The sequence below is a fragment of the Pseudomonas sp. GV047 genome, assembly GCF_003058245.1.
Taxonomy (GTDB): Bacteria; Pseudomonadota; Gammaproteobacteria; order Pseudomonadales; family Pseudomonadaceae; genus Aquipseudomonas; species Aquipseudomonas marginalis.
This window is the reverse complement of the sequence record NZ_QCWA01000008.1, coordinates 236,955-252,216: the sequence shown is the minus strand read 5'-3', so window position 1 is coordinate 252,216 and position 15,262 is coordinate 236,955. Positions and strand designations below refer to the sequence as shown.

Here is a 15,262-nt window from a genome sequence, read left to right as displayed (position 1 = left end):
TCACCCCCATGATCATGAGCACCAACAGCTACCTGGAGTTTTACCTCTCCCTGCTGGCCTGGGTCATCAACAACGGCCTCTGGAGTGTCCTGTCCGACACCGGGCTGTTCGCCGCGCCCTTTGGTGCAATCATCTTGCAAGAATGGTTGTCGGCCCGTCAGCAAGGCGCGGACGAAGGTAACAAGGGGCTGCTCTCGGTGCCACGGATAGAGAACCGTTTGTGGCTGGCCTACATCGTCGTCTTGTTCGGTTGCGCGCCTGTGTTTCCGTTGAGCCTCTCATCAATGGCGTTCGATGATGCGGCGAGCCAGCGCTGCGGTGTGAGTGTGGCCAAACCGACGGAAACCGCCTGGGGGACGACCTTCAATACCATCGGCGAACGCTCCGCGAACGTGCCGATCTGGTGGTTTCTGGTGCATGCCTTGAGCAAAGGTGTGACCGCGGCGACCACCGCCTCCATCCCCTGTACACCGGATATCCGGCAGATGCGCATGGAGATCGACAGCTCGCGCATCGATAGTCAGGTCCTGCTGCAGGAAGTCGCCGACTTCACCCGCGACTGCTATGGCTATTCCCGTTCTCGGCTATTCACCAACCGTCCGCAGTTGGACAAGGCACAAAGTCATGACGCAGCGTGGATTGGTTCAAGCTATTTTCTCGACACCCCCGGCTACTACGACACGGATCGTTCACGCACACCGCGAGTCAGCTGGCCGTATGACGAACGCCGCGATGTCTCCTTGCCGCAGCTAGAGAACGGCGCGGGCTACCCCACCTGCAAGCAATGGTGGAGCGACAGCGGTGTTGGATTGCGCGAGCGGTTGATCCAGCAGATTGATCCCTCGCTGCTGACTCAACTGAAAGGTTGGTTGACTGGCCGTTCGAGCAACGAGATCGAGGATGCCACCCTGCGCGAACTGGTCAGTCCGCGCCAGCAATCGATGTCCATGTCGCCCGGACAGGTGTACCAGGATTATGGCTCCAGTGCCCGAGGAGGCTCGATCAATCAGGGGCTCAATAACCTGGCCACCAATACCGGGCTGGCACTGGGTTCCTTCAGCAACTTCCCGGCGATGAATGCGCTACGTGCCGCTCTGCCGATGGTGCAGGCCTTCCTCATCATGGGCGTCATCATCAGCTTGCCGCTGATTCTGCTGGTCAGTACCTACCAGCTGAAGACCGTCATGACGGTGACGTTCGCGCTGTTCACGCTGCACATGTTGAGTTTTTGGTGGGAGTTGGCCCGATGGGTCGACTCCAGCATGCTCGATACCCTGTACAACCAGGTTTCGGCTTCCAATCAGGTGCTGTTGTCGCTGCCCACATCCGGTTTCATGGATGGAACCGTCACGGCACAGGTGATCGAGTATGTGATGGGGGCGATGTTCATCGTGCTGCCGATGCTGTTTCTAGGTGCCATGAGTTGGGCCGGATATAGCGTAGGTTCAGGCGTAGAAGGAATGCTCAGCAGGGGAACCCACGCAGCACAGACAGCGAGTTCTAACGGAACCTCTCAGTTGATGAGCGGTGCAAGAATTGTTTCGGGTAAATCGAGCTCAAAATAACCAAGAGGCTACTTCAGAGAACCCCATTTATCGTACCGCTCAGGCCAAGACGTTCTATGCGTTGGATCATCGAGATCGTTTATACCTGGAGTGTCTGAATCTTGAATTTGGATAGCGGCTAATACGACGATTGTGCACATCAGCACAAACAACCAGAAGCTAACAAAAAGAAATGCTCCAAGCAGAGCAAACTTGGCAGTTAGAAAGCTCCCGCGAACAAGTAATTTACCTGCAGGTATACCTGCCGTTTCCGCACGCTCAACCACGCGGGATTCAATCGCTTTCAACTTACGGTAACCACTCTTCACCAACAGACCACAGCCATACGCCCAGCGGTGGGCACGTGATCTCTGAACAGGCTGCTGAGTCGGCATGGTCTCGCCCTCTTCTGAGCGCTTTCATGGTTGAGACAAGAGTAACAGCCTACTACTGAAAACGGCCCGGGCCTGACCGCTTATCAGTTTTTCTGGCCGAAAAATCTTCATTAGAAGCCAGAAGACAAGACCCGTGAAATAGCGTCTCTACAGTCATTGACTCATACAAATCGTCCGGTTAATTACAAGGTACGGATCGCTGTTATCAACAGCACTTTCCCAGGTAGCCAGAACCTTCAAGGCTACATCACTTCGGTGATGGTTCCCCCCAAGTGCGATTAGCGTTCGGTGGCTCGCACGGTGACCGTTTCTACGGTGATGAACGCCTACTGCTCTTCTGAGCGCTTTTCGAGCTTTGCTCGTGAGGTAAGCCCTCTTGATTTTCTTCAGCCCACTGCGGGGAAATCTTTCCCCCGCACGGGACAGGTTTCTTCGCGTTTCAACGGAGACATACCATGCCCAACTCACTTACACCGCAAACACTGAACACCCTTCGGTTGCCCATCGTGTTCACCCCTGGCGCGTGGCAACGCGCAGTACTGCTCGAGCAATCCGATCACGCTGAGAAGCTGCAGGTCGATCGGTTGAGCCACGTACTGCGCGCAGCCTTCGAAGCCCATCTGGCCTATCCAAACAAGCCCTACGTGCTGTTCGAGATAATCCACATTGAACCAACCGATCACTTATACCACGATCCGTTGCTGCAATTGAGTCTGAGCCTACTCCAAGAACCGGGTCAGCCTGGCGCCTTGCTGATAGCGCTTGCAGGAGAACACCAGCGCTAATCGCAATGGGCGGCGCCCACCTCCACATTCGAACGGCATGCAAGACCTGCATCAATCCGGTAAATCACCCAACCGGGGAACCCTCCCCGACGGGCACGGCGTTCCTCCGTTTTTCTCTCGAGGAAAATGCCATGCGAGATATCTACCAAGACGTGACAGACAAGATCGTTAAAGCTTTGAACCAAGGCGTTACCCCCTGGATCAAACCCTGGTCCTCAAGTGGCTCAGTTGACGTCAGTCGTCATCAACCCTTCCCCATCAATGCCATCACGCATCGTCCCTATTCGGGTATCAATTTACCTTTGCTGTGGGCCGAGGCCAGGTTGCAGGGTTTCACTCAAGATCGTTGGCTGACCTTCAATCAAGCCAAAAAAGCGGGTGGGCACATCCGTAAGGGTGAGCACAGCACCCTGGCGGTGCTCTACAAGCCGATGGAGCGCGAGGAACAGACCGAGTCAGGCCAACCCGTACTTGATGAACATGGTCAGCCCAAGGTCGCTCACTTCGGTATTCTCAGGACGCATTTTCTGTTCAACATCGAGCAAACGGAAGGGCTCGAAATGCTCAATGACACCCTGCTCGAGACGGAGCCGAGTGATCCCTTCCAGCCCAACAGCACCGCGGAAAATCTGCTGTTAAGTTCAGGTGCACGCATCGTTCATCGGCCTGCCGACGAAGCCTTTTACCACCCGTCCAGGGATCTCATCCAACTGCCGACAAAGGCACAATTTCACGATGAAAGCGGGTACTACGCCACCGCACTGCACGAGCTGACGCACTGGACCGGGCATCACGCTCGGTTGCAGCGCGAAGGCGTGACTTCAACTTGTCTGTTCGACTCGCCAGGCTATGCCTTTGAGGAGTTGATCGCCGAGATGGGCGCTGCGTTTTTATGTGCCTACGCCGGTATACAGGGGGAGCTGCGGCACGAGGGCTACATCGACTCCTGGCTCAGACTGCTCAAGGCTGACAAACGCGCGATCTTTCGCGCCAGTGGTTACGCCCGAAGCGCGTCGGAGTATGTGCTCAACCTGGAGCAGCAACTGAAGCAGATGGTAATGGATGACTCACGATGCATGAACGATGGAGTTTGATAGTTATCTCACCGCTGCAATCGCATCACAGGGCCCAACGCAAGTTGGGCCCTTTTTCTGACACCCAGAAAACCCATGCCGCGAGGCTCTGATGCAACGGGGCAGGGATGGGCGCACACCCGCAGCCTGTCATTCCGCATCCAGGTTCTGCGCCAGAAAATCCACCAGCTCGAGCGGACTTCGGCTATCGATTACCTTGTAGATCAGATCACGCTTACTGCGCGGCAACTTCTTGACCACGCTCTTCGCCGAGGCCCGGACGGCTTCGTCGGTCCCATGGATACGTGCCGCGAGCAGCAGCACGAGCGTGGCGTCAGTGAGGTTCATGGCAAGCCCCAAAAAAGATGCCCCGCAGTGTACAGACTCTTTTCTCTTCCGTACCAGGTCCCAACAAAACGATGTGTAGCAGTATCGATATTCAGATTGCCGCACAAAGGGACACGAGCCAAAAGGACGGTTAAGGGTTGGAAGGGAATAGGGACTCAAGGGTAAAAGCTCTATCCGAAAAGGCTAAAAGGCCACTGACCGAGTCACTTCCCGGAGGTCACGATGCTCTGTCTGTTTCGCCACAAAAGGCAGAAGCTCCCCCTGCCACCGACCGTGAGCGTCGCCGAAAGTTACCTGCCCATAGAATCGGCCTGCAGCTTGTTAGCAGTGGAGCACCGACGCCAGTTGCTCGATCGCATCTGGCAGTACACCGCCCTCTCCCACGCGCAGTTCATCCAGCTCTATTTAAATCCGATCCATCGCTACGCTGAACAGGTCCAGCAACTCCCAGCCAGCGAGACGCACCACCATGCATATCTCGGCGGCATGCTCGACCATGGGCTGGAGCTGGTCGCTTGTAGTTTGAAACTGCGTCAGTCTTATCTGCTTCCGACCGGCGCCGCACCCGAAGACCAAGCCGCCCAGACCGATGCCTGGTCGGCTGGCATCGCCTATGGCGCCCTGCTACATGACATCGGCAAGATCGCCGTGGACCTGCTGGTCGAACGCCAGGATGGCCGTGTTTGGCATCCTTGGCAGGGCCCTCTGGATCAGCCCTATCGTTTTCGCTATGTCAAAGGTCGCGACTATTACCTGCACGGCGCCGCGGCAGGTTTGCTCTACACCCAGATTCTCGACCGTCCGATCCTCGATTGGCTCTGTGGATTTCCGTCCCTGTGGGCCAGTTTGCTGTATGTCCTGTCCGGTCAGTACGAACGTGCCGGCGTGCTCGGAGAGTTGGTGAAGCAGGCCGACCGTGTTTCCACCGCGCAGAACATCGGCGGCAATCCAAGCAAGGCACTGCAAGCGCCGATTCATTCGCTGCAACACCACTTGATCAGCGGACTGCGTCATCTGGTTCAGCACGAACTGAAACTCAACCAGCCGGGTGCCGCAGGTTGGTTGACTGAGGACGCCCTGTGGCTGGTCAGCAAGACGGTCACGGACAAGCTGCGAGCCTATCTACTGTCGCAATCGATTGAGGGCATCCCCTCGTCCAATATCGCCGTGTTCGACGAACTGCAATCGCATGGGCTGGTCGAAACTACCCCGGAAGGCAAAGCCATCTGGACCGCGCTCGTTGCGCAGGGAAGCTGGCAGCAGAACTTTACGTTTTTGCGCATTCAACCGGCGCTAATCTGGGGGAACGAAGACCGCCCGGAAGCTTTCAGCGGAACGGTGAGCATTGCAGTCGATGACCACCCGACTGACGCACCGATACCTGCACCAGCCCCCAAGGCAGGCGGAACAGGATCGCATCAAAACCAATCGCTGGAAGATCCTATGGCGATGGAGGATGCCGACTACCTCGGAACATTGCTGGATATGTTCGAAATTGGTGAAACCGACGTGCGTGATACAACGTCACAAAATGCTCTCGAAATATCAAATCCCACTTCGGACAACCCTGGTCAGGTTTTCCTAAATTGGGTCAAGGCAGGCATCCAAAGCCACAATCTGATCATCAACGACAGCAGGGCGAAGGTCCACACGGTGGATGGCACTGTGTTTCTGGTAACCCCAGGTCTCTTCCAGCGCTATGTTCGGGAGTTTCCTGGCATCTCACAGGGGGCCGATCAAGAAATTGAAGATTGGCGCTGGGTGCAGAAGCAGTTTGAGAAACTGAAGGTACACAAAAAGCGTGAGAATGGTCTAAACATATGGACCTGCCAGATCCAAGGCCCCCGTAAGAAGGCGAAACTCAAAGGTTATCTAATAAGAAAACCAGAGCTAATTTTCAAAACTGTACCTACCGATAATCCTTTTCTCGTGCTAAACGCAGAGTAGCAAAACGCAGACGTCGCAAGGCTAGCGCCGTTAGTAGTTGGTGCAGAACAAATCGTAATAACGACAAAGGAAAAATTCAGGATAAACGGAACGCATGTAGCTCCTATTAGCGTCCACCTGTCGTCCTAGGAAATGCATATTAATTTCAAATCAGTATTACTGAAATAAATGGCAAAAAAAACTTCACGAACAACGCTTATTTCCAATAGCCAGGACCGCCGCAATTTTTTGTGCGTATTGGAGTCTCGCCTCTGCATCTGGAACCAATCTAAAGTTGGCCTTAATAACCCTAGAAACCTTGCCTGGATTATTCGTCCGTCCCCCGGGGTCGTAATCAGGCTGCCGTGTGCGCTCGTATTGTGCCTTGGCAACAGCTAGCGCATCCTTCGCAGCAGCAACGTCACCTTGCTTTGCAAGTGTTTCTTCGTAGTACGAAGTAGCAGTTTCGCCTTGATCGATAAAAAATTCGACGTCAGCTTTGCGAGTTTTAACACCGCCTGGGAGATGATATTGCACGAAGAGCTCGCAGCCGGCCGGGCGAAAATACCAGGTCCAAAGCCAGCGCCCATCAAAAAAGCAACGTTCACCCTTATAGTTGAACCCTCCACGCTCATGTAGTTTCGCTACCATGCTCCCTCCAACACTTAGATATTGCGTTTATATTCCATAGTTCGGCTATCAAGCTAATTTGTTTTCGCAAGTTCGCTATCGGTCAGTGGCGCGACAGACTAGGTAAGGACTGATTGCCTGGAGGAGCAAGTTGCGCTCCTCCAGGTCCTGATTACTAGCCTATAGCCCGAGAGTGTCAATCAACTCTCTGCGTATCTCAGAGCGCCCAATACCCGACGCCTGATATTTATCACCGTTGGAATCCATTCCCGCGCTTTTCTCTAACAACTTACTGAGAGATTCAATTGAAAAGCTTTCGGCCGAAATAGGTCGCTTAACTGTCAGTATCCGCAAGACATCAAAAAACGCCTGCACACCTACAGTTTTTCGTAGGTATGATCCTTCTCCGGTATGCTGCCAGATAGTGTTGGAGACTGCGTGAAAGAAATTGAACACTATTTCATATATCCCTTTGTCATTCCCCTCAAGGTAGAGAGTTCTTAAAGGCAAATCCGCATAACCAACTAGAGCTTTTCTACCTAAGTTTGTATTGTCCGCCTTCCGGACGGTATTTCTGTCTTCTTGAGGATTTTTAGAAATGAGGCGAAGAATTCCATCCACAACAGTAGCAATCGATACACTAACTGATCCACGTGCATCTTTTTTAGTAGCAAGTAATTCTTTAGTATCTGCAGTCGAAAAAACCGACTCATAAAAAGGCGATGCGGCATCAGTATTCAGAAGTCGAGTCAAATATACCGCTAGCGTTTCCGGAGACCAAAGACTTACGGGCCGCTCATCGACATCGAACCCAAACAATTCATATGCCAACCCTCTATCCACTTTCTTTTGGTTAAAATTTATAGTCGCGAAAACGTAAGCATGGAACGGCGTAGGCAACTCTAGAAAGACAACACAAAGTAATTCCATTTCGCGCTGAGGTGCGTCATCCGGAAGATGCTCAAACGCATGAAGCCTATGCTGGCCATCGATAATCGATGCCTGCGAAAAAGCACCCTGAGGGATGGACAGCGACCAGAACCCCTCTCCTCGATCTTCCACCCGCCATTGTTGAGACGCTTCCTCTACATACAGCCCCTCTTTCGAATAATTAGCCGCCAGAATAATCGCATTCGGAAAGGTCGCATCGGTGGTTTGGATAAACGAGGCAATTTCTTGAAGCCGAGTCTTTTTTTCAACACGCTGCGAGCCAAATATTGAGTACCCTCCCTTTGAGTCAGCTTGTTCCAGATCCAGCCGTCCTCTGATCTCGGCAGGAAGGGAATAAGTAATCTGGTTCAATATATCCGCGCGCAGGGAAAAGGCGTAAAATGTTCCTAACGGTTGTTCAACACGAATTGCGGGGCGAATTATATTGCATTTTTCAGTGGTATTCATTAGTTCAATCCTCCACCAGTGAGTTTACTAGCCAGAGGATTAGCTCCTCCATCTTCAGTCATTGGTGGATTTTCTGGTTGAAATCGACCCGAAAGGATACAAACGCGGTAGGTTAAATATAAAATAACCAAAGTTCCTAGAATTGCCCAACCCATAGCGTAAGGTTTTTCATTACGAAAAAGCGCTATTAGTGCAAACATACCGCCAAAAACACCCATAGCACAGACTTTCATTCTCTGGAGTCGCGTAATTCTCTTCCAATAATCTTCCGGGAGGAAAATATCAGCAACAAACGGGGATAACATTGCGAGAGCGTAAGTCGATAACGACTCTGAACTTATTGGCTTCTCCATCACCAATGGAAAATAGACCCCAATGCCGCCAATGGCAAAAAGTGCGATCGCGAAATAAAGCAGTACTGTTTTCCGCTCATTGCCACTCACCTTGCGTTTTTCTGTGCGCGACACGTCCTCTCCTTTGGAACCATCCCACTCGATGCATCAAGTAAACCATACCCACATTACCCAAGCCAGCTTGATGCATGCTTACGCCGTCCAGTTCGCTGTAATGAACCAGGGGCTCATTGCGCCGGCCCGTTGCAGCACCTCCGTCTGTAACGGACAACACCGCTGACGCTGGCCCGGTGATGGCGCAGTCATGCGGGTATTGGGATGAAACCGAAGACCTGCGCGTGAGTGCTTCCAGCCTAAATTGCCTCACCCCGCTTCAGGCCGAACCTGTTTAATTATTAGCCCCTGAAGTGGTGCGCGTTCGCCCGGCCCCTACGGGCAGAAGCTTGGTATGTACGTCAAAAAATGACATACACACGGTAAAATACGTTTAAAAGCGCTAAAAAAAACGTCATAATTCGGGGACATTTTTCGCAAACTGTAATGAGCTATGACCTCACTTACCGCTAATTATTGCTATTCTTTCCCCGCTGTAAGGGGCATGCAAGCAGGTCGCCCTTTCTACATTGCGACCTGCCCGTTAAGGATCATTCCTAAAATTTTTAGCTTTGATGAGTCCGAGGTTCCGCCCGAGCTACGAGCTCAGCGCATCATCAACAAAGCACGAATCCCTGAAATGGTACGGTACTTGCTAGACAACCCCAAGGATTACGTCTTCTCAGCGCTAACGGCGTCGATTGCTGTCGACGTGGAATTTGAAGAACATGCCGGCTCTTATAACCTCGGCACCCTTAGGGTTCCTATGGACGCACAGATCCTCATCAATGATGGTCAACATCGCCGAAAAGCCATAGAGGAAGCTCTTGAAGAACGGCCCGAGCTAGGGCAAGACAATATACCGGTACTTTTCTTCGTCGATGAAGGGCTTAGACGTAGCCAGCAAATGTTTGCTGACCTCAATAAATACGCAGTCAAACCCAGTCCGTCACTGGCCACGCTATACGACCATAGAGATCCTGAGTCAGAACTCGCACGCAGTTTAGCAACCACAATATGCCCCTTCATTGGCCTGACGGAGATGGAGAGATCCAATGTAGCTGTCAGATCCAATAAATTGTTCACCTTAAGTAGTATTAAACAGGCCACTCGCGCCCTATTGAGCAAAGGCAACCGTGACAGCTACAGCGCATCAGAGTCGGAGTTAGCCAAAAAGTACTGGGAAGCTTTATACAAGTGCATGCCAGACTGGCAGATGGCCATAAAAAAGGAAGTGTCACCGACTCAACTGCGCTTAGAGTATATTCATGCGCATGGCGTTGGCTTACACGCACTAGGGCTTTTGGGCAAACACTTAATTCTTGCTTGCCCTGACACTTGGGAAAACAAACTCCAGAACCTTAGAGGTATAGACTGGAGTAAAACTAATCCGGAGTGGTTGCGTCGCACTATGTCCCATGGAAAACTAAGCAAATCGACAGCTTCCATTCAATTAACATGCAACGCTCTTAAAAAAGCGTTGCAGCTTCCTCTGACGCCGGATGAAGTCGTGCTCGAACAACAGGTTTTACCGCAATGAGTAACCTTAACCAAAATTTCGACCTTGCTGATTACGAAGAATTTATTAATAACGAGATCTTTGCAGGCAAACCTTTGGCAGATTATGTTGCTGAAGTTCAACGCATCTATTGCTCCGACACTCGCCCATGGATCATTGGATATAGCGGCGGAAAAGATTCCTCGGCTGTAATTACTTTGGTCTATCTGGCATTACTCGGACTAAAGCCAGAAGATCGAAAAAAACACGTATTCTTAGTGTGTTCGGATACCCTCGTAGAAACGCCGGTAGTGGTCGACCTTATCCTTGAAAGCATGCAGTTAATAGAGAAAGGCGCTCGGCGAGACGGGCTACCTATCACTCAACACGCCGTGACACCAAAGACTTCAGAAACATTCTGGGTCAACCTACTAGGCAAAGGTTACCCTGCGCCAAGCAGAAGTTTTCGCTGGTGCACCGAGCGAATGAAAATAAACCCAGTAAGTGAGTTCATTAAGGAAAAAGTCAGTCAATTTGAGGAAGTCGTTGTATTGCTTGGTGCCCGCAGCAGTGAAAGCGCGTCTCGAGCTCAAGTGATCGCTAAGCACAAGATTGACGGTACGAGGCTAGCGCGTCATACCACCTTAGCTAACGCTTTCATCTATACACCGATTGATACTTGGGACACTGAAGACGTATGGAAGCTACTTCGAGGAGCTTTTCGATACGCTGGCCTCGATATTGAGGAGTGGGAAAATCCTTGGGGTGGAAGCAATCGCCAGTTATGGACGCTTTATATGCACTCGTCTGGTCAAGGCGAGTGCCCCCTAGTTATCGACGAAAGCACTCCTTCGTGTGGAAACTCTCGCTTTGGCTGCTGGACATGTACCGTCGTCACCAAAGACCGTGCGATGGAAAGCCTTATCCAAAACGGCGAAGATTGGATGCTACCGCTTTTGAAGTTCAGAGATGTGTTGGCGAATACCAGCGATCCGAATCAAAAAGACGTCTTTCGCAATTACAAGCGGAGAACGGGCAAAGTGACCTATCAGTACGCAAAAGAGGGTGCTGACGTTCATGAAACACGAAAGCATGTACCAGGGCCTTACTGGTTAAAGTATCGAAAAATCTGGCTCCAAGAGTTACTTGAGCTTGAAAGAGATATCAACCAAGGTGGACATACCATAAAGCTCATATCTGAGCCAGAACTCCACATTATTCGTCAACAGTGGCTCAGAGATCCGAACGAGCCTGACTGGAAAGATGAACTTCCCGAAATATACCGCAGGGTATATGGATTCGATTTAGATTGGGTTATTGATGACCAGAGTCGATTTGATGCTTACGATGCCACACTCCTCAACGAGGTGTCTTCGATATACGATGTAGAACCAGAGATGGTGATGAAACTAATTGAGCTGGAAATCTCCATGGAAGGCTTGGGGCGTCGCCAGGGTATTTTTGAAAAAATTAGCACCATCCTTAAACAAGATTGGGGGTCACTTGAAGTAATCGAGCAGCACAATACCGCGCTTCAAAAACGACACGAACGCGATATTCATACTGATACTATTTTACGCTTGGAAAATGATTTAAAAATGATTTCCGAGCAGATTGTTGAAGTCGAAAAAACCAAAAGCTCGCGACATGAAGACCTTGTTCAATGATCATTAAGAAGCTAGTACTCCACAATTTTCGTGTTTTTCATGGCACCCATGAAATTCACCTGACCCCGCAAAACAACTCCCAACATCAGAAACCTATTGTTCTGATTGGGGGTCTTAATGGCGCTGGAAAAACTTCAATCTTAACGGCCATAAGGTTTGCGCTTCATGGCAGGCTGGCATTTGATGGAATTCATCAAACCCGAGATTACCTCGCCCACATATCTGCCCTGATCAACCACCGTGCGGATGGAACCTCTAGCCCCGCTGAAGCCAACGTCGAGCTAACTTTCACATACAATAAAGATGGTGAAGAATCAGAGTTCACTGTCGTCAGAAGCTGGAAGCGTGACGCCGCCGACCGTTTAGCTTTACAGCAAAACGGCGTGCCTTTGAAGGAGCTTAATTACGAGCAGTGTCAAGGTTTTTTGAATGAGCTAATTCCACCCGGCATTGCCGATCTGTTTTTTTTCGATGGCGAAAAAATATCGGCTTTGGCAGAGGACTCATCCGGACAACTTCTCAAAACAGCAGTTAAGCGACTCTTAGGGCTGGATGTCATCGAGCGATTAATCACCGACTTAAGCATATTCATAAAGCGGCAAAATTCACTTCAATTAGAAGAAACCGAACAACTTAAGCTGTCCGAACTTGAGGCCGAATGCGACCGATTGCGTTTGAGTATTGAGCAGTTTCGTTTCTCTGCCGACCTAGCAAAGAACCGTCTAGATTTTATCGCTGGCGACATAAGAAAACTTGAAGGCACCTTAGCAGCCCAAGGGGGGGCTTTCGCGCTGAGCAAAAATCAAGAGCAGTTGGTGATTGAAGAACTCTTGAAAGAGAAAGCTGTACTAGAAAGAAATCTTCGACATGAGTGCGAAGGCTCACTTGCCTACGGCCTTGCTCCCAAAACAATGAGAACCCTGCTACGCCAGTTAGACGGCGAAAGTGAATCAAAGAGCGTTACAAACTTCTCAGAACAGCTCGGACTTTTTTTAGAAAAATTCAAAGAAGGTTTGAAATCATCACCTGAAAAAATACAAACCACTATTAAAGAAATGATGGAGTCGCAGCTAAACAATTATTTTTCTTCTAAACCTTCTACAGAGATACTGCTAGATATATCAGACCGTGAGACAGGCATAATAAATCACGCAATCACTCATGAAGCAAAACAGTCCTGGGATCGATTTCATATCGCTAAAGATCGACTCGCTGAAATTGAGCGAGCTCTTGAAGATGGCGCTAGAAATATTGAGCGTGCGCCCGACGACCAACAACTGCTTAACTTATTTACAAAAATAAGAGATCTTGATAAAAAACGCGCAACCGCATACGACGAATACGAGCATCTCCTAAAAAATATCAAGCTTACAATAGTGAAGCAACTCGATTGCGAGCGAAAAATCCGAAAGCTGCATGACAGCGTACGTTCAAATCATGGCACAACGACTGCAGTCTCCAATGCATCCGTCACGATTTCAATGCTTAAGGATTATGCCGAAGCGCTCACCGCTGCCAGAGTCAAAAAGCTAGAGAAAAACTTTTCTGATGCCTACAGCCGCTTGGCGCGTAAGGATGATCTTAAAATAACGGCGCGCATAAGCCCAGACACCTTCGATGTAGAATTGATCGATCAGCAAAAAAACGTTCTGAACCGTAAAGCGCTCTCTGCCGGTGAAAAACAGATTTATGCAGTGGCGGTCTTAGACGCACTTGCAAAAACATCGGGAAGACAACTACCCGTTATAATTGACACCCCACTAGGCCGCCTAGATTCGGTCCACCGTCAAAATCTTGTAGACAACTACTTCCCGTTTGCGAGCCACCAGGTGATTCTGTTATCAACAGACACCGAAGTGGGAGAAACCTACTTCAGCAAACATCTTTCATCGTATGTGTCACACTCCTATCAAATCGAGTTTGACAGCAACAATCTGTCCACACGCATTTTGCCAGGCTATTTTTGGTCCTACGCAGGAGGCCTGAACTAATGTTACCTAACCGAATGCAGCTTGATCGCCAGACAGAAGATCATCTTAAACGCCTCAAAAGCCAAACTGGTTTGACACCGAACGTTACAGCGAGAATCGCTTTTTTTCGATCTGTTGAGTCAGATTTCCTCTACAAAAATGAAATAAAAAAGTTGGATGGCACGCTAGTGCTAGACAAGGTGACCTGGCTTGGCGACACCGCCTCGATAACGGAGCTAGTGTTGAAAATGAAGTATCCAATACTGGACAGTCGCGACCTTATGAAAGCTTGGGCAGCACATGTCGAAGATGGTATTGCAGCTTTGCGCAACCATAAAAGCTTATTGTCTTTCGCAGCAGCTCTTTAAGACGCTCCTGCCCCTTTGTTAGTCAAAGGGGCAGGCAAAGCAGAACGCTCAGATGCCGTGGAAACACACACTGAAACGCCCTTGAAAATTATTGATTAGTGCTGCTTTAGCGTGTCCGTAAAGTAGCAATTGGTTGGCTTTTAGTCTCTTGCATATTCCGAGGTTCCCCACTCTTCGGGGCTGGCTCACTAAAACGTACACGTTTCAGAAGAGCCGTTTCATCGGCAGACAGCTGGATACTCTGGCGATCTCCAAAAAAAGTCTCTCAGTAAACCTTCACATCAACTCTAAGAGCTTGCCAAGTCTTCAGCCACCATAAACTTAGTAAACCGAAAGGTGGTGCTTAGCTTGCTCCAGTACGTTTTCAAATTCTTGCGGTCGACGCCCAAGCGCTCCCTGAAAAGTAGAAAGCGTCCATTTTGACTCATCCCTCAAAGTAAGGGTATGCGTGAGGCGCTGCAAAAGACGCTTGGTATCCACATAACGCAGGTAGATTGGTAACTGTTCGGCTGGATCAGTAGGTAGGTGCTGCTTGATCAAGTTAATCAATGCAGTGACCTCAGTCGCCACGTTGTGGCTCTCTTGATCCAGTGCCTGCAGCTTTTGCGCGATACCGGCTCGGACAACAGGATCGGCGAGGCTACACATGAATCCTGCCGGGATCTTAACTCCCGCGCGGTGACTGGCGGCAAAAAAGGGAGCGGCTTCAAGTAAAAGATCGCAGTCTGCAAGCGTCTTAGCCAGCGCTGAATCAACCTCAACCTGCGACCCCGGCGGCTTGCGGTGACAGGCCTCAATCCATCGACCGAGCAAATCATGGTCGAGCAGATAAGCCTCAATCTCCCAGCGTGAGGATACATGCACACTCCCGTTGGCCGTATGTTGCGTTAACGCCTCGTTCTCGAACTGATACAGAGCCGCCCAATTATGCTCACGAAAAAAAACGTCGCGATCAACAATGCCAATTGTGGGAACACCATCTACGTTGATGCTGTGGTCCACTGCCGTCTGAACGCTCGTACAGCCACCACCAACGACGATGCTGCGTGCCTCAACAAACTCGAACGAGTCAAGCATCGACACGAACCAGAAACGATAGAATAAATCGACATCATCCCTGCCCTCCAACACTACTCGGATCAGGCAAGATTGATGCGCCTCAATCTGTTCAATGGAATCAAACTCATCAAATGACTGGAGTTCAATAGGCATGC

The 15,262-nt window shown here is 50.4% G+C and carries 14 protein-coding genes; 8 read left to right on the top strand and 6 right to left on the bottom strand.

Features of this window, described 5'->3' with window-relative positions; all coding sequences use genetic code 11:
* Window positions 1-8: 8 nt before the first annotated feature.
* Window positions 9-1,565, top strand: coding sequence for a conjugal transfer protein TraG N-terminal domain-containing protein (locus C8K58_RS21865; protein ID WP_108574290.1), 1,557 nt, complete (start codon window positions 9-11; stop codon window positions 1,563-1,565).
* An 8-nt stretch (window positions 1,566-1,573) separates the two neighbouring features.
* Here the strand turns inward: C8K58_RS21865 and C8K58_RS21860 are convergent, their stop codons facing one another.
* Window positions 1,574-1,939: a DUF3742 family protein gene (locus C8K58_RS21860; RefSeq protein ID WP_108574289.1), complete on the bottom strand. Its 366-nt coding sequence runs from the start codon at window positions 1,937-1,939 to the stop codon at window positions 1,574-1,576.
* Between the two features lie 455 nt (window positions 1,940-2,394).
* Between C8K58_RS21860 and C8K58_RS21855 the strand changes: the two genes are divergently transcribed.
* Window positions 2,395-2,724, top strand: a complete 330-nt coding sequence (locus C8K58_RS21855; RefSeq protein WP_108574288.1) for a hypothetical protein — start codon at window positions 2,395-2,397, stop codon at window positions 2,722-2,724.
* Between the two features lie 131 nt (window positions 2,725-2,855).
* Window positions 2,856-3,818 (top strand): ArdC family protein, encoded by a 963-nt coding sequence (locus C8K58_RS21850; protein ID WP_108574312.1) that lies wholly within the window; start codon window positions 2,856-2,858, stop codon window positions 3,816-3,818.
* A gap of 129 nt (window positions 3,819-3,947) precedes the next feature.
* Here the strand turns inward: C8K58_RS21850 and C8K58_RS21845 are convergent, their stop codons facing one another.
* Window positions 3,948-4,145 (bottom strand): hypothetical protein, encoded by a 198-nt coding sequence (locus tag C8K58_RS21845; protein ID WP_007901093.1) that lies wholly within the window; start codon window positions 4,143-4,145, stop codon window positions 3,948-3,950.
* Between the two features lie 222 nt (window positions 4,146-4,367).
* On the opposite strand from C8K58_RS21845, the gene mobH reads away from it, so the two are divergent.
* A complete protein-coding gene (gene mobH, locus C8K58_RS21840) occupies window positions 4,368-6,092 on the top strand; it encodes a MobH family relaxase (RefSeq protein WP_108574287.1) in 1,725 nt (574 codons plus the stop codon).
* Window positions 6,093-6,275: 183 nt separating this feature from the next.
* Here mobH and C8K58_RS32335 read toward each other — a convergent pair whose 3' ends face one another.
* The 3 genes from C8K58_RS32335 to C8K58_RS32330 form a co-directional block, all read right to left on the bottom strand.
* Window positions 6,276-6,722 carry a hypothetical protein gene (locus C8K58_RS32335; protein WP_133822139.1) on the bottom strand — a complete coding sequence of 149 codons (447 nt, stop codon included), beginning with the start codon at window positions 6,720-6,722 and terminating at the stop codon, window positions 6,276-6,278.
* A 159-nt stretch (window positions 6,723-6,881) separates the two neighbouring features.
* Window positions 6,882-8,099 carry a DNA phosphorothioation-associated DGQHR protein 1 gene (locus C8K58_RS21830; RefSeq protein WP_108574285.1) on the bottom strand — a complete coding sequence of 406 codons (1,218 nt, stop codon included), beginning with the start codon at window positions 8,097-8,099 and terminating at the stop codon, window positions 6,882-6,884.
* Entirely contained in the window at window positions 8,099-8,566 is a 468-nt protein-coding gene (locus tag C8K58_RS32330) for a hypothetical protein (RefSeq protein ID WP_133822138.1), read from the bottom strand. Before C8K58_RS32330 ends, C8K58_RS21830 begins: the two co-directional genes overlap by 1 nt.
* A gap of 433 nt (window positions 8,567-8,999) precedes the next feature.
* Between C8K58_RS32330 and dndB the strand changes: the two genes are divergently transcribed.
* From dndB to dndE, 4 genes are read left to right on the top strand one after another with little or no spacing between them, the layout of a single operon-like run.
* Entirely contained in the window at window positions 9,000-10,085 is a 1,086-nt protein-coding gene (gene dndB, locus C8K58_RS21825) for a DNA sulfur modification protein DndB (protein ID WP_108574284.1), read from the top strand.
* Entirely contained in the window at window positions 10,082-11,710 is a 1,629-nt protein-coding gene (dndC, locus tag C8K58_RS21820) for a DNA phosphorothioation system sulfurtransferase DndC (RefSeq protein WP_108574283.1), read from the top strand. The genes dndB and dndC overlap by 4 nt, the downstream gene beginning before the upstream one ends.
* Entirely contained in the window at window positions 11,707-13,701 is a 1,995-nt protein-coding gene (gene dndD / locus C8K58_RS21815; protein WP_108574282.1) for a DNA sulfur modification protein DndD, read from the top strand. Before dndC ends, dndD begins: the two co-directional genes overlap by 4 nt.
* Window positions 13,701-14,048: a DNA sulfur modification protein DndE gene (dndE, locus tag C8K58_RS21810; RefSeq protein ID WP_108574281.1), complete on the top strand. Its 348-nt coding sequence runs from the start codon at window positions 13,701-13,703 to the stop codon at window positions 14,046-14,048. Before dndD ends, dndE begins: the two co-directional genes overlap by 1 nt.
* Window positions 14,049-14,369: 321 nt before the next feature.
* Here the strand turns inward: dndE and C8K58_RS21805 are convergent, their stop codons facing one another.
* Window positions 14,370-15,260, bottom strand: coding sequence for a hypothetical protein (locus tag C8K58_RS21805; RefSeq protein WP_108574280.1), 891 nt, complete (start codon window positions 15,258-15,260; stop codon window positions 14,370-14,372).
* Window positions 15,261-15,262: the final 2 nt, after the last annotated feature.